General features: G+C 39.8%; 26 protein-coding genes and 1 tRNA gene. 16 read left to right on the top strand and 11 right to left on the bottom strand.

What is annotated here, in order from left to right; genetic code table 11:
- The first annotated feature begins 9 nt into the window (after positions 1-9).
- A complete protein-coding gene (locus CVT05_RS08045; RefSeq protein ID WP_107698423.1) occupies positions 10-372 on the top strand; it encodes a diacylglycerol kinase in 363 nt (120 codons plus the stop codon).
- A gap of 1 nt (position 373) precedes the next feature.
- The gene (locus tag CVT05_RS08050) at positions 374-601 is read left to right on the top strand and encodes a replication/maintenance protein RepL (RefSeq protein ID WP_072594035.1); all 228 of its coding nucleotides are present in this window, start codon (positions 374-376) and stop codon (positions 599-601) included.
- Between the two features lie 88 nt (positions 602-689).
- Here CVT05_RS08050 and CVT05_RS08055 read toward each other — a convergent pair whose 3' ends face one another.
- From CVT05_RS08055 to rpsT, 4 genes are all read right to left on the bottom strand, one after another.
- Positions 690-809, bottom strand: a complete 120-nt coding sequence (locus CVT05_RS08055) for an FAD-binding protein (protein WP_234400583.1) — start codon at positions 807-809, stop codon at positions 690-692.
- A gap of 227 nt (positions 810-1,036) precedes the next feature.
- Positions 1,037-1,456 (bottom strand): TOBE domain-containing protein, encoded by a 420-nt coding sequence (locus tag CVT05_RS08060; RefSeq protein ID WP_107698424.1) that lies wholly within the window; start codon positions 1,454-1,456, stop codon positions 1,037-1,039.
- 327 nt (positions 1,457-1,783) lie between these two features.
- Complete coding sequence (gene prfA / locus CVT05_RS08065; RefSeq protein ID WP_107698425.1) at positions 1,784-2,851, bottom strand: peptide chain release factor 1; 1,068 nt, start codon at positions 2,849-2,851, stop codon at positions 1,784-1,786.
- A 13-nt stretch (positions 2,852-2,864) separates the two neighbouring features.
- Positions 2,865-3,134: a 30S ribosomal protein S20 gene (rpsT, locus tag CVT05_RS08070; protein WP_004317319.1), complete on the bottom strand. Its 270-nt coding sequence runs from the start codon at positions 3,132-3,134 to the stop codon at positions 2,865-2,867.
- A 157-nt stretch (positions 3,135-3,291) separates the two neighbouring features.
- On the opposite strand from rpsT, the gene glmM reads away from it, so the two are divergent.
- The 6 genes from glmM (at position 3,292) to CVT05_RS08100 (ending at position 7,984) form a co-directional block, all read left to right on the top strand.
- Entirely contained in the window at positions 3,292-4,632 is a 1,341-nt protein-coding gene (glmM, locus tag CVT05_RS08075) for a phosphoglucosamine mutase (protein WP_087578184.1), read from the top strand.
- Positions 4,625-5,077 (top strand): signal peptidase II, encoded by a 453-nt coding sequence (lspA, locus tag CVT05_RS08080; protein WP_107698426.1) that lies wholly within the window; start codon positions 4,625-4,627, stop codon positions 5,075-5,077. The genes glmM and lspA overlap by 8 nt, the downstream gene beginning before the upstream one ends.
- The gene (locus CVT05_RS08085) at positions 5,067-5,429 is read left to right on the top strand and encodes an NINE protein (protein WP_107698427.1); all 363 of its coding nucleotides are present in this window, start codon (positions 5,067-5,069) and stop codon (positions 5,427-5,429) included. The genes lspA and CVT05_RS08085 overlap by 11 nt, the downstream gene beginning before the upstream one ends.
- A gap of 9 nt (positions 5,430-5,438) precedes the next feature.
- Positions 5,439-5,873 (top strand): CopD family protein, encoded by a 435-nt coding sequence (locus CVT05_RS08090; protein ID WP_054195978.1) that lies wholly within the window; start codon positions 5,439-5,441, stop codon positions 5,871-5,873.
- Positions 5,874-5,882: 9 nt separating this feature from the next.
- A complete protein-coding gene (locus CVT05_RS08095) occupies positions 5,883-6,428 on the top strand; it encodes a hypothetical protein (protein ID WP_107698428.1) in 546 nt (181 codons plus the stop codon).
- Between the two features lie 116 nt (positions 6,429-6,544).
- Positions 6,545-7,984 carry an acetyl-CoA carboxylase subunit A gene (locus tag CVT05_RS08100; protein WP_054195976.1) on the top strand — a complete coding sequence of 480 codons (1,440 nt, stop codon included), beginning with the start codon at positions 6,545-6,547 and terminating at the stop codon, positions 7,982-7,984.
- 41 nt (positions 7,985-8,025) lie between these two features.
- On the opposite strand, the gene CVT05_RS09570 is transcribed toward CVT05_RS08100, so the two are convergent.
- On the bottom strand, positions 8,026-8,589 hold the full coding sequence (locus CVT05_RS09570; RefSeq protein WP_234400584.1) for a PQQ-binding-like beta-propeller repeat protein: 564 nt from the start codon (positions 8,587-8,589) through the stop codon (positions 8,026-8,028).
- The gene (locus CVT05_RS09575; protein WP_234400585.1) at positions 8,561-8,953 is read right to left on the bottom strand and encodes a hypothetical protein; all 393 of its coding nucleotides are present in this window, start codon (positions 8,951-8,953) and stop codon (positions 8,561-8,563) included. Before CVT05_RS09575 ends, CVT05_RS09570 begins: the two co-directional genes overlap by 29 nt.
- A 99-nt stretch (positions 8,954-9,052) precedes the next feature.
- On the opposite strand from CVT05_RS09575, the gene CVT05_RS08110 reads away from it, so the two are divergent.
- Entirely contained in the window at positions 9,053-9,625 is a 573-nt protein-coding gene (locus tag CVT05_RS08110; RefSeq protein WP_103579160.1) for an SMI1/KNR4 family protein, read from the top strand.
- 168 nt (positions 9,626-9,793) lie between these two features.
- Positions 9,794-11,152 carry an NADP-specific glutamate dehydrogenase gene (gdhA, locus tag CVT05_RS08115; RefSeq protein ID WP_107698429.1) on the top strand — a complete coding sequence of 453 codons (1,359 nt, stop codon included), beginning with the start codon at positions 9,794-9,796 and terminating at the stop codon, positions 11,150-11,152.
- 1,555 nt (positions 11,153-12,707) lie between these two features.
- On the opposite strand, the gene infC is transcribed toward gdhA, so the two are convergent.
- The 3 genes from infC to CVT05_RS08130 form a co-directional block, all read right to left on the bottom strand.
- Positions 12,708-13,226, bottom strand: a complete 519-nt coding sequence (gene infC, locus CVT05_RS08120; protein ID WP_087586816.1) for a translation initiation factor IF-3 — start codon at positions 13,224-13,226, stop codon at positions 12,708-12,710.
- A complete protein-coding gene (gene thrS / locus CVT05_RS08125) occupies positions 13,223-15,043 on the bottom strand; it encodes a threonine--tRNA ligase (RefSeq protein ID WP_107698430.1) in 1,821 nt (606 codons plus the stop codon). Before thrS ends, infC begins: the two co-directional genes overlap by 4 nt.
- A gap of 350 nt (positions 15,044-15,393) precedes the next feature.
- Positions 15,394-15,960, bottom strand: coding sequence for a YbaK/EbsC family protein (locus CVT05_RS08130; RefSeq protein ID WP_107698431.1), 567 nt, complete (start codon positions 15,958-15,960; stop codon positions 15,394-15,396).
- Between the two features lie 63 nt (positions 15,961-16,023).
- Between CVT05_RS08130 and ung the strand changes: the two genes are divergently transcribed.
- The gene (gene ung / locus CVT05_RS08135) at positions 16,024-16,716 is read left to right on the top strand and encodes a uracil-DNA glycosylase (RefSeq protein ID WP_103560214.1); all 693 of its coding nucleotides are present in this window, start codon (positions 16,024-16,026) and stop codon (positions 16,714-16,716) included.
- 1 nt (position 16,717) lies between these two features.
- Here ung and CVT05_RS08140 read toward each other — a convergent pair whose 3' ends face one another.
- Positions 16,718-17,011 (bottom strand): hypothetical protein, encoded by a 294-nt coding sequence (locus tag CVT05_RS08140; RefSeq protein ID WP_084109745.1) that lies wholly within the window; start codon positions 17,009-17,011, stop codon positions 16,718-16,720.
- A gap of 80 nt (positions 17,012-17,091) precedes the next feature.
- Here CVT05_RS08140 and CVT05_RS08145 point away from each other — a divergent pair, with 80 nt between their 5' ends.
- The 3 genes from CVT05_RS08145 to CVT05_RS08155 all read left to right on the top strand — a co-directional run bounded on the left by CVT05_RS08145 (position 17,092) and on the right by CVT05_RS08155 (position 20,760).
- A complete protein-coding gene (locus CVT05_RS08145) occupies positions 17,092-17,619 on the top strand; it encodes a pyridoxamine 5'-phosphate oxidase family protein (protein WP_103560213.1) in 528 nt (175 codons plus the stop codon).
- 28 nt (positions 17,620-17,647) lie between these two features.
- Complete coding sequence (locus tag CVT05_RS08150; protein WP_234400588.1) at positions 17,648-18,814, top strand: replication-associated recombination protein A; 1,167 nt, start codon at positions 17,648-17,650, stop codon at positions 18,812-18,814.
- Positions 18,815-19,341: 527 nt separating this feature from the next.
- Positions 19,342-20,760: an alanine/glycine:cation symporter family protein gene (locus CVT05_RS08155; protein ID WP_107698432.1), complete on the top strand. Its 1,419-nt coding sequence runs from the start codon at positions 19,342-19,344 to the stop codon at positions 20,758-20,760.
- A 74-nt stretch (positions 20,761-20,834) separates the two neighbouring features.
- Here CVT05_RS08155 and CVT05_RS08160 read toward each other — a convergent pair.
- Positions 20,835-20,910, bottom strand: a tRNA-Val gene (locus tag CVT05_RS08160).
- A gap of 288 nt (positions 20,911-21,198) precedes the next feature.
- On the opposite strand from CVT05_RS08160, the gene CVT05_RS09650 reads away from it, so the two are divergent.
- Both CVT05_RS09650 and CVT05_RS09655 read left to right on the top strand, forming a co-directional pair.
- Entirely contained in the window at positions 21,199-21,468 is a 270-nt protein-coding gene (locus tag CVT05_RS09650; RefSeq protein ID WP_320205011.1) for a hypothetical protein, read from the top strand.
- Positions 21,462-21,596 (top strand): hypothetical protein, encoded by a 135-nt coding sequence (locus tag CVT05_RS09655; protein WP_320205012.1) that lies wholly within the window; start codon positions 21,462-21,464, stop codon positions 21,594-21,596. Before CVT05_RS09650 ends, CVT05_RS09655 begins: the two co-directional genes overlap by 7 nt.
- Positions 21,597-21,617: the final 21 nt, after the last annotated feature.

The following is a 21,617-nucleotide window of genomic DNA, read 5'->3' on the forward strand; positions in this document are numbered from 1 at the left end:
AGGAAAGTTATGAGAAACCAGCCAACGTATAAATTTTTTAAAAATTTTGGCTACGCAAGAGAGGGTTTGGCTGAAATTTTTAAAAACGAAAAGAGCTTTCGCATAGAAATTTGCATATTTTTGATGGCTACGATCTCGCTATTTTTTTGGAAATTTGACCTTATTTTTAATCTATTTTTGATCTTTAGCATGGCATTTGTGCTAGTTTGCGAGTGCCTAAACTCGGGCCTAGAGCGAGTGACCGATCTTGCAAGCCCAGACTATCACGCCCTAGCAAAGGCTGCAAAGGACGCTGGAAGTGCGGCCGTGATGATCTCAAATTTCTTATGTGGCGCGCTTTGGTGCGTGGCAATAGGATATAAATGGATCTAGCATGAATGAAGAAATTTACAAGGCAATAATTGGCGAGAAAAAGGTAGAAATTATAAATTTGCTAGTTAAAAGCTGTGATGAAAATGGCTTCATTGTAGTAAAAATTTCAGAAATTTGTGAAAAGCTAGATGTGAGCAAACCAACCGTAATAAATACCTTTAAGCTGCTTGAAGAGAAGAAAATTTTCGAGCGAGTGAAAAATGGAGTTTATAGATTTAAAAATTTATAGTGGCAAGCAAACGTTTACAACATCTTTTTAGCCGATAGTCTTAGTAGCGATTATGCAAAATGTCAAGCGGTCAATTATCGCGACGATCCTAGACGGATGGCTCATGAACGCTACCTACATTCTCGCCAGATGCATATAAATTTGGTATAGGCATAGCCGTTTGAGAACTCACAACCTGGGCTTTTGTGTTAATATTTAACCCGCCCATTGTAGGTGAACCTTTGGCGTGCCATGCTCTGCTTAAAATGGCGGATAGGCTATAAAAGTAAAAAAATAATATAAATCTTCCTATAAAATTTTTAAGTAAATAGCTTTAAAAATATTCACTACGACTTATTTAAATTTATAACTTAGTTGATAAATTTTAGAGTATTTTAGATTTTAGTTTAAGAATAAAATTTAATTTAGAAGAACGGAGCAAAACTGCTCCATAAATTATTTAACACCGACTATAATTTGAGTTGCTTTAATGATTGCGGTTACATTATCGCCTACTTTTAGAGCTAGATTACCAACAGACTCTTTTGTGATGATAGCTGAAATTTTGCTACCATTTGCATCGATAATAACCTCAGCATTTACTGCACCATCTTTTATCTCGCTTACAACGCCTTTGATTTGGTTTGTAGCGCTAAGTTTGATGCTGTCATCTTTTGAAACGATAACGCTTGAAGCTTTAAATAAAAAGATAGCTTTTTTGCCAACTTTAAGATCAAGACCTTTTTCACTATCAACCGTAACAGTTGCTTTTAGCACCTCACCGCCTGCAAGCTTAGCAGATATTAGCGAATTTACCGCACCTGTTCTTACTTCTGATATCTCAACATTTAGTTGATTTCTTGCACTTATTGACATTTTGTCTCCTTGTTTTGAATTAAATTATGGTGAAATTGTAAGGTAGAATTATTAAGCAAAACTTAAAAACTATTTATACAAAATTATAATATCAAAAATAAAAATTTTATACTTTTAAATGCCCTAGAAATCGCTATTTGAGAAATAAAATCTAAAAATTTAATTTATATTATTTTTAAAAAAAACGAGAAAAAATATTACTAACTACTACTTCTAAATATCTATTTTTGTAAAATTCTTGTAAATTTGACTTTAAAGATTGGTAAATTTAAAAGTATTTTTAGGTAAAGAAATAAATTATAAAATTTGAAATAGAAATTTGAAAGTTTAAATGCCAGCTTCTAGCATAGCTTCTGCTTGATAATGCGTAATAAGTGGCTCAATGATCTCATCAAATAATCCCGCAGCCATAATCGCATCAAGGCGGTAAAGTGTTAAATTTATACGGTGATCACTTATGCGGTTTTGCGGATAGTTGTATGTCCTTATCCTACCAGAACGATCTCCGGTACCAACTTGGCTCTTTCGCTCACTAGTCTCTTTTGCAAGTCTCTCTTGCTCTTGAAGCTCATAAAGTCTAGCCTTTAGCACCTTCATCGCAGCTTCTTTATTTTTGTGCTGACTCTTGCCATCTTGGTTTGTGACAACAAGGCCTGTTGGTATATGTGTGATCCTAACGGCACTATCGGTTGTATTTACTGACTGACCGCCATGGCCTGAGCTTCTCATCACATCAACCCTTATATCATTTGGATTGATCTCGATCTCGCTATCTTCAACCTCTGGCATAATAGCCACAGTCACAGCTGAAGTATGCACCCTACCCTGACTCTCAGTCTCTGGCACACGCTGAACCCTATGCGTGCCGCCTTCAAATTTTAGTCTTGAGTAAGCACCTTTGCCTTTTATAAGCACGATGATCTCTTTAAAGCCGCCAGTATTGCCTTCGCTTTGGCTAACGATCTCAAATTTATATCCACGAAGCTCTGCATATCTGATGTAAGCATTAAAAAGATCTCCAACAAATAGCGCGGCCTCATCTCCACCAGTACCTGCACGAATTTCTAAAAATATATTTTTATCATCGTTTGGATCTTTTGGAAGAAGTAAAATTTTAATCTCTTCTTCAAGCTTTTCTCTTGAAATCTCCAAATTTTTAAGTTCCTCTTTTGCTAACTCTCCAAGCTCAGAGTCATCTAGTAAAGCTTTGTTCTCATCAATGTTATTTAAAATTTGTAGATATTTTGTTGCAGCAGATGCAACTGGCTCGATAGATGATTGCTCTTTTGAGAGCTTTGTCATCTTTTCGATATCGTTTGCTATATTTGGATCGCTAAGAAGCGCAGAAATTTCATTATAGCGATCCAAAAATGGATGAAGTTTATCAGCAAACATTAAATTTTATAAATTAAGCAGCTTTTAGAGTATTTACTAATTGTGCAAGACGACTAACGCGGCGAGCAGCAGTTTGTTTCTTCAAAAAGCCCCTACTTACGAAGCTGTGGATACTTTTATTAGCAACTTTTAAAGCTTCATTTGCAGCATTTAGATCTTTAGCTTCTACAGCTACACGCACTGCTTTTGTTATATTTTTAAGTCTTGTGCGGTAAAATCTATTTCTTTCTGTTCTTTTTATAGTTTGTCTAGCTCTTTTTTCAGCAGATTTATGGTTTGCCATAATATACCTTTTTGAATAATTTTAGTCGGTGATTATATTAAAGTTATAATAAATTTAACCTTAATTTAAGTCATCCTTAATGAAAGTAAAATTTTAGATTTTAAATTAGGTAAATTCTGATAAAATAGCACAATTTTATAATAAAAAGGATAAATTTATGAAACTATTTGGAACGGATGGAGTTCGTGGAAAAGCTGGCGAGAAGCTTTCAGCTCAAACATCTATGCGTCTTGCAATGGCAGCTGGAATTTATTTTAGAAAAACTTCAGCGACAAATGTGATTTTGGTTGGAAAAGATACTAGAAAAAGCGGTTATATGATAGAAACTGCCATCGTTGCAGGGCTAACTGCGGTTGGCTACAACGTCCTTCAAATAGGCCCTATGCCAACACCTGCGATCGCATTTTTAACAGAAAATATGCGCTGTGACGCTGGTATCATGATAAGCGCATCGCACAACCCATACTACGATAACGGCATCAAATTTTTTGATAGCTTTGGCAACAAACTAGATGAAAAAATAGAAGCTGAGATAGAAAAAATTTTCTACGACGACGAGCTCATCGCAAATGCCCAAAAGACAATGACGGAGATCGGAGCAAACAAGAGAATTGACGACGTTATCGGCAGATATATCGTGCAGATCAAAAATTCATTCCCAAAAGAGTTAAATTTAAAGAATTTACGAGTAGTTTTAGACGTGGCAAACGGAGCTGCTTACAAGGTCGCACCAACCGTGTTTAGCGAGCTTGGAGCCGATGTCATCGTCATAAACGACGAACCAAATGGTAGCAATATCAACCAAAACTGCGGCGCACTTCACCCAGAAGATCTAGCAAGCGAGGTAAAAAGGCTTCGTGCTGACATCGGCTTTGCATTTGATGGCGATGCTGATAGGCTTGTAGTTGTCGATGAAAACGGTGAAGTTGTGCATGGCGACGCGATACTTGGCTCACTTGCAGCATTTTTACACGAGCAAAAGGCGCTAAAAGGCGGAGCTATCGTGGCTACGGTGATGAGTAACGCCGCGCTTGATGACTATCTAAAAGCTCACAAGATCAAGCTACTTCGCTCAAACGTAGGCGATAAATACGTGCTTGAGATGATGAAAGAAAATGGCATAAATTTTGGCGGCGAGCAAAGCGGACACGTGATATTTAACGACTACGCTAAAACTGGTGACGGCCTTGTTACCTCGATGCAAGTTGTCGCGATGATGCTTAAAAAAGGTAAAAAAGCTAGCGAAATTTTTGGTGAGCTAAAGCCATATCCACAAATTTTACTAAATTTAAAGATCACAGAGAAAAAGCCACTTGATAAGATAGAGGGGCTAAAAGAGCTTGAGGCTAGCCTTGCAAAAGAGGGTATAAGATCGCTCTTTAGATACTCTGGCACTGAAAATTTGATCAGACTTTTGCTTGAAGGTAAAAATCAAACTCTAGTTGAAAAACGCATGGATGAAGTTGAGAAATTTTTTGTAAAAGCCCTAAATGCGTAAAAGCTTAGTTAAATTTTTCATTGCGTTTTTTGTCATTTTTATCGTTGATCAAGCGATAAAAATGATATTTATAGATGGTTTTTCGTTGGACGGAGAGTTTTTTTCGCTAGTTCTTACATATAATAAAGGCGTTGCATTTTCGATGTTTGCCTTTTTAGATGAGTGGCTGAAATTTATCCAAATCGCCCTCATTTTAGGCGTTTTTATCTATCTGGTCATTGAAAAAAAGCTGCTTTGCTCGCATGCCATTTGGCTTGGGGCTTTGCTAGGAGCTGGCAGCTCAAATATTACAGATAGATTTATCCATGGCGGCGTCGTGGATTACGTCTTTTGGCACAAGTGGTTTAACTTTGCGGTCTTTAACTTCGCTGATGTGATGATCGATCTTTGCGTGGTGATGATACTTTGGCAAAGTTTTAGAAAAAGGAGAGAGAGTGGGAAATAATATCTACGTCGCATACGCGCTTTGGCTACTTACTGGCTGGCTTGGGGCGCATAGAATTTACCTTGGTAAATTTATCACTGGCTTTTTGATGATGGGGTTATTTTTCGTTGGGTATGCTACGCTTTATTTCATTATAGGCATACCATTTTTAATGATCTGGGGCATTTGGTGGATCATCGACGCATTTTTGGTTGGCGCTTATGTCGAGAAAAATTTACAAAAGACCGAGCTAAAAGAGAGAGTAAAACTAAAAGATAAAGAGGATGACTTAAAAAGGCTTTACGAGCTTTTTGAGAGTGGTGCGATCAGCAAGGCTGAATTTGAAGCTAGAAAAGAGATACTTTTTAGATAAGGAGACGTTATGGCAGAATATTATCTTTACTTAAAATACCTCCACTATTTGTTTTTCATCTCGTGGATGGCAGTGCTGTTTTATCAGCCAAGGCTCTACGTTTATCACGTAGAAAACATGGACAAGCCAGACTTTGTAAAAGTGGTTGAGGTGATGGAGTACAAGATGTATCACTACATCGGCTGGGTAGCACTCATTGGCTCATTTTTCACTGGCATTTTGATACTTATCGCGATGCCTGATCTTATAAAAACTGGTCACATCCACGTCAAAATTTTAGTTGTCATCTTAATGGCTATCTATCACCTAGACCTTGGACGCTACATGAAGCAGCTCAAAGAAAAACGCTGTAACAAAAGCGGCATATTCTTTAGAGCTTACAACGAAGTGCCAACTATCGCGATGCTTATCATCATTTGGGTCATGATAGTAAATCCATTTTAAGGGAATTTGATGAAGAAATTTTTAGCATTTATCGCTTTGCCGGCACTCTTACTTGCAGCGACTCAGTACTTTGAGCCGATGCAGATAAAATTTGACAACAGACTCTACTCGCTAGCAGGCTCAGCCAAGCCTGTGCCAAATTTATTCACGCAGGAGTACTTGCTCCCTGGCGAGAAGGTAGATAGTTTTAGCTACATGCTCTCGCTAAATACCCTTAAATTTGACGCTACGCCAGAGCAAGCAGTCGAGCAAAAGATAAATGATCTAAAAGAGCTAAAGGCAAAAGGGTTAAAAGTGGCTTATAAAAAGGGCTCGCTGGCAAATGAAATTTATCTTGATATCACGATATTTTCAAACCTAAATGGCGTGCCAACAGCCGAGCACTCGATATATCGCTACACCAAACAAGGCGGAAATTTAGTCCTTTTTACCATCCAAAGGCGCGCTTATAAAAAAGAGGGCATTCAAAGATTTGCTGCAAATTTCACGATCGAGTCGCAAGATTTTAGCAAAAAAGCCCTAGCCACACCTTTTCCACAAATCATCAATAGATAGACAAATTTGAGTGTAAATTTAGCCTTTGCACTCAAATTTTAAAACCAGACTTAACAAATTTATCTAAAAATAAAACGAATAGTTATATGATAAGAAAAACTCAAAAAGGATAGCCTATGATACATAAAATTCTTATCGCAAATCGTGGTGAGATCGCAGTTAGGATAGTCAGAGCTTGTAGGGATTTACACATTCAAAGCGTAGGAATTTACACAGCGCCAGACAGCGAATGCTTACATGTAAGGATCGCTGATGAGGCCTATCAAGTGGGCGAAGATCCGATCAAAGGCTATCTTGATGCCAAAGCTATCGTAAAGCTTGCTAAAGAGTGCGGGGCTGACGCGATACACCCAGGATATGGCTTTTTAAGCGAAAACTACGAATTTGCAAAGGCGGTTGAGGATGCTGGGCTTATATTTATCGGTCCAAAGGCTGAAGTGATCAGAAAAATGGGTGATAAAAATATCGCAAGATACCTAATGAAGAGAAACGGCATACCAATCGTTCCAGGCACAGAAAAGCTAAATGACGAGAGCATGGATGCCATAAAAGAGCACGCTAGACGTATCGGCTACCCAGTCATTTTAAAAGCAAGTGGTGGTGGTGGTGGCCGTGGTATCAGAGAGGTTTGGCAAGAAGAAGATATGCAAGATGCCTTTGAGTCGTGCACCAGAGAGGCAAAGACCTACTTTAACAACGATGAAGTTTTTATGGAGAAGCTTGTCGTAAATCCTCGTCACATCGAGTTTCAAATTTTAGGCGACAACTACGGTAACATCATCCACCTTTGCGAGCGTGATTGCTCTATCCAAAGGCGCCACCAAAAGATCATCGAGATCGCACCTTGCCCTTCAATCAGTGAAAATTTAAGAAAGATCATGGGCGTGACCGCGGTGGCTGCTGCAAAGGCTGTGGGCTACTCAAACGTAGGAACGATCGAGTTTTTGCTAGATGATTACAACAACTTTTACTTCATGGAGATGAATACTCGTATCCAAGTGGAGCACGGCATCACCGAAGAGATCACAGGCCATGACCTTGTCGTTAGGCAGATAAGGATCGCAGCGGGCGAAATTTTAGAGATCGAGCAAAGCGACATCAAGCCGCGCGGCTACGCGATAGAAGCAAGGATCACGGCTGAGAATGTCTGGGAGAATTTCATCCCAGCACCAGGCACGATCGAGGGCTACTACCCAGCTCTTGGCCCATCTGTGCGCGTCGATAGCCACGTCTATAAGGACTACACCATACCGCCATTTTACGACTCACTCATCGCAAAACTGATCGTCAAAGCAACCGACTACGATCTTGCTGTAAATAAGCTTGAAAGAGCACTTGAAGAATTTACCATCGAGGGCGTGCGAACGATCATCCCATTTTTGCTAACGATCAGCAAAAGTAAGGAATTTAGAAGGGGATTTTTCGATACTAGCTACGTTGAGAAAAACTTAAAAACTATCCTTGAAAACACCTACGACGATATGAACAAAGAGCCAAATGACGACCTAGAAGAGGTCATCGTAGAGGCGATAAAAAGATATAAAAAGAAGAGATAATTTTATCTCTATTGCGGCTTTGGCGATAAATTTCGCCAAGGCTAAATTTCCGCGCAAACTGCGTAAATTTTAGCTCCGTCATTTGCCACAGCGTAGAGCCTGCCACCGCTTACTAGCATGATCTGATCTGCGCTAAGGCTAAATTTCTCAAACTCTATCTCTTTTAATAGCAAGCCATCTTTAGCGCTTATCAAAACTGGCTTGTTTTTGCGGTTTGCGAGCAAAATTTGACCATCAACCCAAACAAAATGCTCCGTGCCGCTGGTTTTAAACTTAAATATCACCTCGCCACTTTTTGCATCCACGGCGTATAGATCTCCGCCCTTGCCAGCGGTGCCAAAGTAAAGCACTCCATCACGCAGGCAAACTAGCGTATAAAGATATGCGCCAAGCTTTAGTCGCCAGATGCTCTTGCCTATCCTTGCGCCCTGCTCTTTGGGCGGCAAATTAGTGTTTAAATTTTCATCTTTTGCCGCACTTTTGAACTCTGCGCTGTCCAAAATTTCTTTGCACTCCATCATAAATGGCGAGCTCATCCGCACGCAAAAACCATCAAATTCATACGTTTTAGCGTCGTTATATATCTCTTTTACAGGCTTTAGCAACGCCGAGCTCGCTCATCAGCCCATCGCTTATCTTTATAAGCTTTGCTGGGGAGTTTATGTAGCCCTTGTAGTATCTAGTATTTAGCACGAAGTAGCCATTTTCTGGGTAGTAACGCGCATTGCTAGCTATAAAAATTTCGCTTTGTTTATAGGTAAGCGTTGATCTTTTATGCTCGCTAAAGTCGCGTGAAAATGTATCTAGTAGCACGTAGTTTGGCGTTAGTTTTTGAGCTATCTCTAGCTCGTTAGGCACCCCAAAAGCAAAATGCACAAATGCAATGCGCTCACCCATCTCGTAAATGCCGGTTACGCCGTGCCCGCGAAACTCCACGCCAGGCATATCAAGAGGATATGATCTAACCACGCTAGCTCCTTAAATTTATGGCGATTATAACCCAAATTTAAAAGCGCGCTTGGTTAAATTTGATAAAATTTGACAAATTTAGCAAATTTAAGGAGCGATATGTTTTTAAAATTAGACGAGATCGCTAGAAAACTAGATCAAATTTTCTTGCCACTAGAGCAAGAGGGCATAACTGGTATGAGACTTTTGCCGCAAAAGGACGCTTCGGCGCTTATGCAAGCACAAAAGAGCCTTGGTGTAAATTTCCCAGCCAAATTTGCAAAGCTTTTAAGCAAATTTGAGCTTGGCAATTTTGAAATTTGCAATGTCAGTTTTGGCTCCAGAGACGACTACGCAAGCGAGCTAGTGCGCCTAAACAGCGTAGATGAGTTTGGCGGCAAATGGTGGAGTGGCGAGGCTCGCCCAGCAAATTTGATAGTTTTTGCCGTGGGCGATCCGTGGATATTTTTGCTTGATTGCACGAGTGGTGCGGTATATGCGTGGCTACTTGAAGATGAGGAGCTTTGCAGCAGGCGCGTTGCAAGCGACTTTGAAAAATTTTTCGTAGCGCTTGCCAGCACCTATATAGCAAGACTAAACGGCGAAGCCATGCCATCAGCCCAGCAAATACTAAATTTTGTCCAAGCAGACGACACAGCACTTGATTTTTGGCAAGAGATGGCGCAAATTTAGTAAATTTTATAAATTTATCCTAGCAATCAAAGCAAAAACCACTTTTTATAAATTTAGTTTCGATATGTAACACTCATTGCCTAAAATAAAAATATTAAAATATCTTTAAATAAAAATTTTTTCTAGCCGAGTTAATATTTAACTGCAAAAAAGGAAAAAGGAGCAAAAATGAGCGAGTACATCGAACAAACGATGGAGTGGATAAAGAAGACCAACCCAGGTCAAGGCGTCTTTGTCCAAGCTGCGACTGAGATTTTAAACAGCCTAGAGCCGCTTATCAAAAGAGAGAGCAAGTACCAAAAACACGCGATCCTAGAGCGCATCGTCATCCCTGAACGCACTGTGATCTTTCGCGTCACATACACAGGCGATGATGGCAGACCAAAGGTAAATAACGGCTACCGCGTGCAGTTTAACTCAGCCGTTGGCCCATACAAGGGCGGTCTAAGGCTCCACCCAAGCGTCGATCTTGGCGTGCTAAAATTTCTTGGATTTGAGCAAATTTTCAAAAACTCGCTCACTGGCGTAAATATCGGCGGTGCGAAAGGCGGTAGCACCTTTGATCCAAAGGGCAAGAGCGAGGGCGAGATAATGCGATTTTGCCAAGCATTTATGAGCGAGCTTTACCGCCACATCGGCAACACCGTGGATGTGCCAGCAGGCGATATCGGCGTGGGCGCTAGAGAGATCGGCTATATGTTTGGTCAGTATAAAAAGCTAACTGGCAGGTTTGATGGCATCCTAACTGGCAAAGGGCTAAACTGGGGCGGTAGCCTAGCGCGCACAGAGGCTACTGGATACGGACTAGTATATTTCACTCAAAACATGCTAAAAAAAGCTGGACTTGATCTAGAGGGCAAAAAATGCAGCGTCAGCGGTAGCGGAAATGTCGCCATCTACACAGTCGAAAAGCTCTATCAAGCAGGCGCACTACCTATCACCGTCTCTGACTCAAACGGATATGTCTATGACGCTGAGGGCATCGATCTAGCGGTGCTTAAAGAGCTAAAAGAAGTGAGACGCGCTCGCCTTAGCGAATATACTAAATTTAGACCAAATGCAAAATATGTAAGCGTGAGCGAATACAAAGAGGGCAGAAACGGCGTCTGGGACGTGCCATGCGACGGAGCCTTCCCGTGTGCGACACAAAACGAGCTTCACCTAGCCGACATAAAAGTGCTTTACGCAAATGGCTGCCGCTTCGTGGCTGAGGGCGCAAACATGCCAAGCACGCTTGATGCGATAAATTTCATGCTTGTGCAAAAAGACTTTCACTTTGCTCCAGCAAAAGCAGCAAACGCTGGCGGCGTGGGCACAAGTGGCCTTGAGATGATGCAAAATGCTGGCATGACTTCATGGAGTTTCGAGGAGGTCGATCGCAGACTTCATGGCATTATGAATCACATCTTTGAACTAAGTTATGAAACTAGTAAAGAGTTTGGCGATGAGGGCAACCTAGTACTTGGCTCAAATATCGCTGGCTTTAGAAAAGTGGCTGATGCGATGATAGATCAAGGATATGTGTAGGCCAATTTCGCTCTGTAAATTTACGTCCAAGTTAAATTTGGGCGTAAATCGATACGAGGCAGGCTATGATTTTTAGCCAAAAAAGAGTTTTGCCTTTTATATGGCAAATTTTACTAGCAAGCTATCAAATTTACGCTGCTTTGAAGTATTTTATGCGGCGTTCGCTTTAACAAATTTTTGCTGGCGTGGCAGATGTGAATTTTAAGCTTGGCTAAATTTCGCTAGGGTGGCTAGCAGATCACATTTTTAGAGCTTTTTATATAAATTTTGTCAAAAGAGCTAATATAGTGGCAAATGGTGGAGCGGTCTATGCGTGACTACTTGGCGATGAAGAAATTTGCAGCAAATGCGTTGCGAGCGAAAAATTTCATGCACTTGCAAATTCGACATAGTAAGGCTAAATAATGAAGTCCTACCATCAGCCGAGCAAATCCTAATTTTAACCAACCAGACGACAAAGAGTTTCATTTTTGGCAAGAGATGGTTAAATTTTATAAATTTAAGCCACACCTAAATTTCTCTTATCAAATTTTACTACCACATAAAACAAAAGCAGTCAAATCCTTTGCAAAAAGCATTTTAAAGCGATAAAAACTGCTCGCATTTTTACAAAAAAAACCAAATTTAACTTATAAATTTAGCCAGCTATTAGGCAAAAGTTGGCTCAAAACGCTCACATAAACACTACAAATATCGAATTTACTCAAAAGAAGCTTTCATTTTTACTCTAGTATGCGGCTCTCACCCAGTCAAATTTCTGTAAAGCATCCATGCGAACGATAAAATCGAACAAATTCCAGTAAGCAAAAATTAAAATTTTATAAATTTAAGCTATAAACAAAGAAATTTCTTGCTAAATTTAGCTCCAAATAAAATAAAAGCAGTCAAGAATTTGCAAAGGGCACTTATTAAAGTTATATTTCTCTAGTCAAGTTTAGCAACCTATTAGATGAAATTTAGATCACGACACTCGAACAAGCACCATAAATTTACAACTCGAAAGAAGTTATCAAATTTACTCTATCAGGCAAACTGTTGCCTAGTCAAATTTCAGTAAAACAACCTGCGCGAGCGATGGCAAGGCGATTAAACTCTAGTAAGCAAAAATTAAAATTTGCTACATTTAGCCCACGAACAAGCAAATTTCTTGTCAAATTTAGTGCCACATAAAAAGCATCATAAACCTTTGCAAAAGCATTATTAAAGCGGATATCTCATTGCCAAATTTAGTCAGTAATCAGGCGAAATTTAATTTAAAACACTCACACAAGCAATTAAATTTACAAACTCGCAAGATGTTCTCAGCACAGCGCCTATGCGAGCGATAACAAAGCGAATAAATTCCAGTAAGTAAAAATCAAAATTTACTAAATTTAAGCCGCGTCTAAATTCATCCTACAAAATTTAACCACAAACCACATCAACAAAGCAAATGGCATCGCGTAAATTTAGCAGATATAAAAATGATAGATTTTTTGAGAAATAGTTATTTATGAGTTTTTGTATTAAAAATTTAATGAAAAAGAGCAAGCCCTAGCCTGCTCTTTGTGAGAATTTAACCCTTTTTTGGAGTTACAAGCATATTTACATAACGACCTTCTATTATAGGCTCTTTGTCGCGGTCAGCCTCATCTTTGATCATCTCCCAGACCTTCTCAAGCATGGCTACGCCAGCTTCTGGGGTGCTCATCTCGCGACCCTTTAAAAATACACGAAATTTAACGTGTTTGCCATCTTGCAAAAACTCGCTTGCGTGTTTAACCTTGTAGTTTATATCGTTTTGGGCGATCTTGACAGAGAGTTTTATCTCTTTTATCTCGATGGTTTTTTGCTTTTTCTTGGCCTCTTTTTGCTTTTTCTCTTGCTGATAGCGGAATTTACCATAGTCCATTATCTTGCAAACTGGCGGCTTCGCGTCTGGCGCTATAAGCACTAGATCAAGCCCAAGCTTATTTGAGATCTCTAAAGCCTCTTCTCTTGAGATGACACCGTATGCCGTGCCATCATCCCCTACACATCTTACCTCTCTCGCCCTTATGTCCTCATTGAGCAATACTTCATTTTCCTTACTCAAAAATGTACCTCACTAAGTTTCTCCTTCGTTAAATTTATAAATTCCGCCAAGCTCATATCGCTCTGCGTCCTAGCCTGTCTGTCGCGTAGCGCAACGCTCTTGTTCGTTACTTCGTTGTCACCTAGCACGACTATCATAGGCACCCTTTGTTTTTCAGCCGTTCTTATTCTTTTATTTAAACTCTCATTTTTACTTGCGATCTCGCTATCGATATTGATCTTTCTTAGCTCGCGTGAAATTTCTTTTGCGTAGTCTAAATGTGCGTCGCTAATAGGTACAATGACGACTTGCGTAGGAGCGATAAAAAATGGTAGCTCACCAGCAGTATGCTCAAGTAAAATTCCTATGAATCTCTCAAAACTGCCAAGCAGTGCTCTGTGAAGCATTACGGGGCGTTGTCTTTCGTTGTTTGCATCGATGTATCCTAGATCAAAGCGCTCTGGCAAGTTAAAATCAACTTGTATCGTGCCGCACTGCCACTTTCTCTTAAGCGCATCAGTGATCTTAATGTCGATTTTTGGACCGTAGAATGCGCCGCCGCCCTCATCGATACCGTATTTAAAGCCATTTTCATCAAGAGCTTCTTTTAGCGCTTTGGTCGCAGTTTCCCAAATTTCATCCCCACCGATCGCTTTTGCCGGCTTGGTTGAAATTTCCATCTCATAGTGAAAGCCAAAATTTTCCATTATCTTGCCAGCAAATTTTAAAATTTCTAAGATATTTTCTTTTATCTGGCTTGGCATACAAAAGATGTGCGAGTCGTCCTGGGCAAATTCGCGAACTCTAAAAAGTCCATGTAAAACGCCGCTTTTTTCATGGCGATGCACTACGCCGTATTCGAAAAATTTAAGTGGCAAATCGCGGTATGAGCGGATGTCGCTTTGATAAACTTTGATGTGACCAACGCAGTTCATCGGCTTTATGCCATATTCTGCCTCATCAATCGTCGTAAAGTACATATTTTCTTTATAGTTTGCGTAGTGGCCGCTTCTTCTCCACACGTCAGCCTTTAAAAGCTCAGGTCCTCGCACTGGCTCGTAGCCACGGTCGCGGTGAGCTTTGTATAAAATTTGCTCTAACTTAGAGCGCAAGCGTCCACCATTTGGTAACCATATCGGCAAGCCGCCACCCACTTCTTCATCAAAAGTAAATAGTTTCATCTCGGTGCCAAGCTTTCTGTGGTCACGCTTTTTGGCCTCTTCGATGATTCGGATGTGCTCTTTTAAGCTCTCTTTATCTGCATAGGCTGTGCCGTAAATTCTAGTTAGCATCTCACGGCTCTCATCGCCTCCAAGATAAGCCCCGGCCACGCGTGTTAGTTTGAAAAATTTTAAAAATTTAGTATTTGGTACGTGTGGTCCACGGCAAAGATCTTCAAAATCGCCTTGCGAATAGCTACTCACTTCGCCATCTGGAATTCTTTTTAAGACCTCTTGTTTAAGATCATCGTTTTTAAATTTCTCACTCATATTAGCTTTGGTTGAGCAAGTTTTGACGATGTCAAATTTCTTCTCAGCAAGCTCTTTCATTTTTTCTTCGATCACAGCTAGATCGCTCTCGCCTAGCTTCGTGCCCTCATCATCAACTCTAAAATCATAATAAAACCCATCTTCTACATTTGGTCCGACAAAGAATTTTGCCTTTGGATAGAGTGATTTGATAGCTTGTGCCATGAGATGCGCACAGGAGTGTCTGATAACGTGTAGTGCTTCTTTTGAGTTGTCAAAATAGACAGGCTCAGCACTACTCTCACGCCCTGCGATACTTTGAGTATCGACTATTTCGCCATTTAGTTTGTATGCGATGATATCGCTCATTGTTTTTCCTTATATCAAATTGTCTTTTTTACGATAAAAGAACGATTAAGGATTTTATCTAAATGGGCTTTAAGCTAAACTTAATATTTACTAAGCAGATTTTTATAAATTCTTTTTAAATCCACAAGCTTTGATCTATAAATTTATTTATAAAATATATATATTTATATTTAAATGTGTAAATCCCTAAATTTAAAGCTTTTTATTTATATAATTTATTATATTTTAAGATTATGCCTGATAATATTTGTTCTTGAAATGAATTTAGCAATTTCTCGTCTTTGCATTATTTAAATTCATTTTTCTCCCGACAATATTTAGTGCTAGGAAGTGGTTAGCCTAGCACTTTTTTATTCTGCAAAATTTATTAGCGTTGGTTGCACTATCTTCGTATAATCTTTTGTATTTAAAATGATCGATCTGTCAAGTAGTCCTGCATTAAATGCGATCTCATCGTTTCTTTGTAGCAACCTTTCATCAACTACAATGTGTAAATTTTTATGAAAGCTAAACGGTGGCACTGAACCAAAAACACAATCTGTCAATGCCAAAACTTCATCTGGACTAGCTAGGCTTGCTCTTTTGCCATCAAATTTTTGTGCCAAGCTATCAAGATTTGCTTGCATATCGGCTGGCAAAATAGCCAAAATATAAATTTTACCAGCCTTCATCGCTGGCTTTTCGTCATCTAACAAATAGCCATCTAGCACATTTTCATCTTTAAAAATTTGCCTAAATTTCTCTTCATCTACGCCCTTTATAGAGCACACCAGCGCCTTTGCTCCCTGACTCATTTTAGTGCCCCTTATCTTAGCGACCTCTTCTGAAGTCCTAGCACTCTCATGCTCTATCACTCTAAATTTAGCCTCATTTTTGCTAAGAAGATCGTGGATTTTATTAAAAATTTGCTCTGACACAGCTCTTTCCTTTGGATAAATTTAGTTAAAATTATAGCGCTAAAACAAAAAAAGGGCAGGAAAATGCAGATAAATTTAGATGACGTAAAGATTGAGCCAAGCTGGAAAGAGGCGCTAAAAGATGAGTTTTTGAGTGAAAATTTCGCTCGCATCAAAGAGAATTTCTTAAAAGCAAAGAGCGCTGGCGTCGTCTATCCACCAAGCGGGCTTATATTTAACGCATTTAATCTAACGCCATTTCACGCCGTAAAGGTCGTCATCCTTGGCCAAGACCCATATCACGGCGCAAATCAAGCCATGGGGCTAAGCTTTTCAGTGCCAAGTGGTGTGCGCGTGCCGCCAAGCCTTGTGAATATTTATAAAGAAATTTACGCTGATCTTGGCATAAAAGAGCCAAATAGCGGCGATCTTACAAAGTGGGCAAAGCAAGGCGTGCTACTTCTAAACTCAACCCTTAGCGTAAGTGCTGGAGCCGCAAATTCTCACGCTAGCTTTGGCTGGCAGGGCTTTACAGACGCCGTCATAAGAAAGATAAGTGAAAATTTACAAAACGTAGTTTTCATGCTTTGGGGCAACCCAGCTAGAGCCAAAGCACCGCTAATAGACGCCAGCAAGCACCTCATCTTAGAGGCAGCACATCCAAGCCCACTGGCTCGTGGCGCATTTTTTGGCTGCCGACACTTTTCAAAGGCAAATATCTATCTAGCAAACCATGGCAAAACGCCAATAGACTGGGATCTAAACGTAAAAATTTGATCTATTTTTTTAGATCATTTAAAAGTTTGTTTGTCTCTTCAAGCTTTCTTTTGCAAAATTTCTCATCTTTGTTTTGCAAAATTATGGCTTCTTGGCCGCTTTGTCTTTGTTTAAACTCATCAAATTTAAGCTCAAAAAGCCTTAACGCCTTTTCATCATTTGCAAGTCGCTTGCTCTCTTTGGCATAAAGCTCGTCAAGATAGAGCCTACTTTGCTTGATATATTCATTGCAAACATCGTTTGCATGGACTAAATTTACGCCAAGTAAAATGGCAAAAATAGCTATTTTTTTCATGTTTTTCCTTGAAATTTTTGCGTTATACTAGCCTTTAAGCACTTAAATTTTAAAATGCTCTTTCAAAAAAAGGATAAAAAATGAGACGAAAAGATAGAGAGCTAAGCCGCGAAGATGGCCTAAAAATCATAGATGAATGCGAATATGCAGTAATTTCATGCGTGGATGATGAGGGAGAAATTTTTAGCGTACCGATCTCGCCTGTTAGAGTTGGTGAAAGCATTTTTATACACGGAGCTACCGCTGGCTGTAAGGCAAAACTACTTCAAGATGGACGAAAAGTGGAGTTTGTCTGCGTTAGTTTTAACAAAGTCCCGCATCTAAGCGAAAGCGAGCTAGATGCGATAAAAGGCGATGGCAAGGTACTTGGAGGCAAGGTTTTTACGACTGAGTACAAAAGTGCCATCGCAAAAACTAAAGTTTGTGAGATCACAGACGAAGCTAAAAAATATGAAATTTTAAAAATTCTCAGCCTAAAGTACACATCCTATGCGATGAGCACCTTTGACGTGGCGGCCGAGTATGGGCTAAAGATCATGAAAATTTACGAGCTAAAGATAGAGAGCCTTAGCGCTAAGGCTAAAATTTTGCCAAAACCAGCAAAGTAAAGGAGTAAATTTGAGCTCACTTGCACTGATGTTTAGACCAAAAAGCTTGGATGAAATTTGCGGACAAAAGGCGGTTAAAGCGGCATTTTTAAAATTTATAGCCTCTAGCAAAATCCCACACTCCATCTTTTATGGTCCAGCAGGCTGTGGCAAGACGAGCTTTGCAAGGGCTGTGGCGAGTGGGGCAAACTACGACTTTTATGAGTTTGATGGCGGAAATTTAAAGATAGATGACTTTCGCAAAATTTTAAAAAACTATGAAAACGCTCTAAATAAACCGCTCTTTTTTATAGATGAGATCCACCGCCTAAGCAAAACCCAACAAGAAGCACTGCTCATCCCCATGGAAAACTACAAAGCCCTAGTTATCGGCGCTAGTACGGAAAATCCCTTTTTCACGCTAAGCTCAGGCATCAGAAGTCGCTCAATGCTCTTTGAGTTTAGACCGCTTAGCAGTGGCGATTTTGAGGAGCTGCTTAGCAAGATCAGAGAGCAAATTTCATTTAGCATTGACGAGGAGGCGAAGGAGTATCTTTTTAAAAGTAGCGGCGGTGACGCAAGAGCTATGCTAAATTTACTAGAATTTGCCATCACGCTTGATGAAAATGTGAGCATAGAAAATTTAAAAACACTTCGCCAAAACGCCCTAAAAGAGGGGGCAAAAGAGGACGACACGCACTACGAGCTAGCAAGTGCTTTTATAAAAAGTCTGCGCGGAAGCGACGAAAACGCCGTAATCTACTATCTCGCAAGGCTCATAGACTCTGGCGAGAGTGCGGACTTCATCGCTAGAAGGATGGCGATATTTGCCAGCGAAGACATCGGCAACGCAAACCCAAATGCGCTAAATTTAGCCGCAAGCACGCTTAGCGTCGTAAAAGAGATAGGCTTTCCAGAGGCTAGGATCATACTGGCTCAGTGCGCCGTCTATCTAGCCAGCTCGCCAAAGTCAAACTCCAGCTACAACGCGATAAATGCCGCCCTAAGATACGTGCAAAGCGAAGAAATTTTAAAGATCCCGCCATATCTAAAAAATCACACAAAAGAGAGCAAAGACTACCTTTATCCGCATGATTTTGGCGGCTGGGTCGAGCAAAAATACCTAGAAAAACCGCTCGTTTTTTACAAAAGCAAGGGCATAGGCTTTGAAAAAACGCTAAATGAGTGGCTAGAGAAAATAAAATTCAAGGGTTAAATATTAGGCTTTACTCTGTCAGATTTATGGAGTAAATTTTAAAAGAAACGTAGATGAACTAGCAAAATTTAGCGTACATCGCAAATTTAAAGATAGAATACCTGCCTTGGGGTAGATTAACGACGGCTTACGGCAGAGTAAGCGAGTTTCCAGAAATTTTTAAACAACTTTAGGCAGCAATCGGCAAGAAAAATTTGACGCAAAGTTTGGCTACCAGCAAGTCAAACAGCGGACAAAATATGGCAAATCAGCAAATAACAATGAAGTAAAATTTAGCGTCAAAGCCTTTTAAACGCCTTTGATAAAATTTTTAGCAAAACCAATAGCCAAATACGTTTTACCAAGTTATATCCGCGCAATAAAGATTGCGAATTTCTCACAAAAGCCATCTAAAACACGCTTACCATGAATAAGCCAAAACTAGCACGAAATTTTAAGCTAAGCTAAAAAATTTTTCTTATTTATTCTAATTTTATATTTTTTTAAATATACTCGCTCTCTAAACTACACCAATGAAAGTCAAGAAAATGCCTACAAATTTTGCTGAAATTTTAAATAATTGTGTTGAGAGTATAAATTCATTTCTTTGGGGTCCATACTTCCTTATTACCCTACTTTGCGGCACTGGACTATTTTTTACTATTAGGCTTGGGTTTGTTCAAATTTTTAAGTTTAAAATGGGACTAAGAGAGCTTTTTGGGAATTTCTCACTTCATGGCGAAGCTGCTGGCAAGGCTGGTATGAGCCAGTTTCAAGCAGTTGCAACCGCAATCGCCGCACAAGTTGGCACTGGCAATCTAGTAGGTGCGACGACAGCTCTTATCATGGGCGGTCCTGGAGCCATATTTTGGATGTGGTGCGCGGCCTTTTTGGGCATGGCTACAAATTTTGCTGAAATTTGCCTCGCTCAAATTTATCGCACTAAAGATGACAGCGGCCACACAATAGGCGGTCCTGCATTTTATATAAGCCGCGGTTTAAAGGGAAAATGGGCGAAATTTTTAGCTGGATTTTTCGCTATCGCTATCATCATCGCACTTGGCTTTATCGGCAACATGGTTCAAGCAAACTCCATATCTGACGGCTTTAACGGCGCTTTTGGTATACCGCAGTGGCTAACTGGAGCCTTTTTGGCGATAGTTTGTGCAATCATCTTCATAGGTGGCGTAAAAGCGATCGCAAGAGTAGCTGAAAAGATCGTGCCTATCATGGCTCTACTTTACGTAGGAGTGGGGTTAGCTATTATATTTTTAAATTTCCAGCAAATCCCAGAAGCGGTCTCGCTTATTTTTAGAGCCGCATTTGATCCTTCAGCAGCTTGGGGTGGAGCGACTGGAGCCAGCATAGCAGCTGCCATGAGATACGGCATCGCAAGGGGTCTTTTTAGTAACGAGGCTGGCATGGGCTCAACTCCGCACGCACACGCTGCTGCAAACGTCAAACACCCGGTCGATCAAGCCGTACTTGGTATAATGAGCGTTTTTGTAGATACATTTATCGTCCTAAATATCACCGTTTTTGTAGTGCTTACTGCAAATGTCGTCAGCTTTGAAAACGGCAAGGCGGTCTTTACTGGCATCACCTTGGTACAAGAAGCCTTCTCTTCACACATCTTTGGTAAAGCAGGCGGATATGGCTTTGTGGCGATTTGCCTATTTTTCTTTGCGTTTACGACGATACTTGGATGGTACTACTTTGCTGAGATCAACGTACGCTACCTTTTAGGGGCAAAAGCGGTCAGAGCTTTTCAAATTTTAGTAGTCGTTTTTGTCTTCCTAGGGAGCTTGCAAAAGGTGGATTTTGTCTGGAGTTTGGCAGATATGTTCAATGGCTTAATGGTTGTACCGAATTTAATCGCGATAATTCTTCTAAGTCCGGTCGTGGCAAGACTTTTGAAAGATCATGATGCTGGCAAAGAGTATGATGTGAAAGATTATTTAAAATAAGTCTTTACCGCATCTTTATAAAATTTACTAATAATTAATTTTTAAATCTCTTTTTTGGGATGTTTTGTTAGAAGTGGTGGCCCCGAATGGACTCGAACCATCGACCACTACCATGTCAAGGTAGTGCTCTACCAACTGAGCTACGGGACCAAAGATTTGGGATTATATTTTATTTTCTATTTTATTTAGCTTAATTCTTTAGTAATTAAATTTATTTATAAGCAGTAAATGTAATGGATAAATTTAGAATTAGCTAACGCTTGCTTCGCAGTTATCGGTAAAGATGAAAACTATCAAAAAATATAATGGTGACGTAAAGCCAGCAAAGATGAATTTGGCAAACCTACAACATACCACATGACAATATTGCAAAATACACTCTAAATAAGGCAAAAAATGGTATTTTAGAGGGCTGGGTACATTTCTTTGGTGATCCTGATGCGATTGATTGGTACAAGAATCTCAAAAAACCACGAGTATTTAGTATTTGATAATGGCTACACTAGCTGCCATATAAATGTAATAGATAGCAACAACACTTCAGCACAATCTCAAAAAATGCATGCTCACTACAAAAAACTTCTTGGCAGTGATAAAGAGCTAAAATGTGTAAGCTGTCTCTATATAATGCAGGACATAGCGCTAACTTTAGAAATTACCTTGAATGCTAAAAGCCAACATATAAAATTTATGAGAAGAGTATGCTAGAGCAAAAGATTGATGCTAAGAAAAAATATTCAAAGATGAATATAAATCTACAAAAGAAGAGGAATTTTAAAAACAAAAGGCTGATAAGAATAATACAAAAACCGGTTGGTGGACTAGCTGACTGGTAAAGAATATCTTGCTGTTTTCAA

This window comes from Campylobacter concisus (assembly GCF_003049705.1).
In the GTDB taxonomy this organism is placed as follows: Bacteria; Campylobacterota; Campylobacteria; order Campylobacterales; family Campylobacteraceae; genus Campylobacter_A; species Campylobacter_A concisus_AR.

Excerpts from the sequence above, each read along its gene's own strand:
- CVT05_RS08045 (WP_107698423.1), top strand. The coding sequence starts at position 10 with ATGAGAAACCAGCCAACGTATAAATTTTTTAAAAATTTTGGCTACGCA.
- CVT05_RS08050 (WP_072594035.1), top strand. The coding sequence starts at position 374 with ATGAATGAAGAAATTTACAAGGCAATAATTGGCGAGAAAAAGGTAGAA.
- CVT05_RS08055 (WP_234400583.1), bottom strand. The coding sequence starts at position 809 with ATGGGCGGGTTAAATATTAACACAAAAGCCCAGGTTGTGAGTTCTCAA.
- CVT05_RS08060 (WP_107698424.1), bottom strand. The coding sequence starts at position 1,456 with ATGTCAATAAGTGCAAGAAATCAACTAAATGTTGAGATATCAGAAGTA.
- prfA (WP_107698425.1), bottom strand. The coding sequence starts at position 2,851 with ATGTTTGCTGATAAACTTCATCCATTTTTGGATCGCTATAATGAAATT.
- rpsT (WP_004317319.1), bottom strand. The coding sequence starts at position 3,134 with ATGGCAAACCATAAATCTGCTGAAAAAAGAGCTAGACAAACTATAAAA.
- glmM (WP_087578184.1), top strand. The coding sequence starts at position 3,292 with ATGAAACTATTTGGAACGGATGGAGTTCGTGGAAAAGCTGGCGAGAAG.
- lspA (WP_107698426.1), top strand. The coding sequence starts at position 4,625 with ATGCGTAAAAGCTTAGTTAAATTTTTCATTGCGTTTTTTGTCATTTTT.
- CVT05_RS08090 (WP_054195978.1), top strand. The coding sequence starts at position 5,439 with ATGGCAGAATATTATCTTTACTTAAAATACCTCCACTATTTGTTTTTC.
- CVT05_RS08095 (WP_107698428.1), top strand. The coding sequence starts at position 5,883 with ATGAAGAAATTTTTAGCATTTATCGCTTTGCCGGCACTCTTACTTGCA.
- CVT05_RS08100 (WP_054195976.1), top strand. The coding sequence starts at position 6,545 with ATGATACATAAAATTCTTATCGCAAATCGTGGTGAGATCGCAGTTAGG.
- CVT05_RS08110 (WP_103579160.1), top strand. The coding sequence starts at position 9,053 with ATGTTTTTAAAATTAGACGAGATCGCTAGAAAACTAGATCAAATTTTC.
- gdhA (WP_107698429.1), top strand. The coding sequence starts at position 9,794 with ATGAGCGAGTACATCGAACAAACGATGGAGTGGATAAAGAAGACCAAC.
- thrS (WP_107698430.1), bottom strand. The coding sequence starts at position 15,043 with ATGAGCGATATCATCGCATACAAACTAAATGGCGAAATAGTCGATACT.
- ung (WP_103560214.1), top strand. The coding sequence starts at position 16,024 with ATGCAGATAAATTTAGATGACGTAAAGATTGAGCCAAGCTGGAAAGAG.
- CVT05_RS08140 (WP_084109745.1), bottom strand. The coding sequence starts at position 17,011 with ATGAAAAAAATAGCTATTTTTGCCATTTTACTTGGCGTAAATTTAGTC.
- CVT05_RS08145 (WP_103560213.1), top strand. The coding sequence starts at position 17,092 with ATGAGACGAAAAGATAGAGAGCTAAGCCGCGAAGATGGCCTAAAAATC.
- CVT05_RS08150 (WP_234400588.1), top strand. The coding sequence starts at position 17,648 with ATGTTTAGACCAAAAAGCTTGGATGAAATTTGCGGACAAAAGGCGGTT.
- CVT05_RS08155 (WP_107698432.1), top strand. The coding sequence starts at position 19,342 with ATGCCTACAAATTTTGCTGAAATTTTAAATAATTGTGTTGAGAGTATA.
- CVT05_RS09650 (WP_320205011.1), top strand. The coding sequence starts at position 21,199 with ATGCGATTGATTGGTACAAGAATCTCAAAAAACCACGAGTATTTAGTA.
- CVT05_RS09655 (WP_320205012.1), top strand. The coding sequence starts at position 21,462 with ATGCTAGAGCAAAAGATTGATGCTAAGAAAAAATATTCAAAGATGAAT.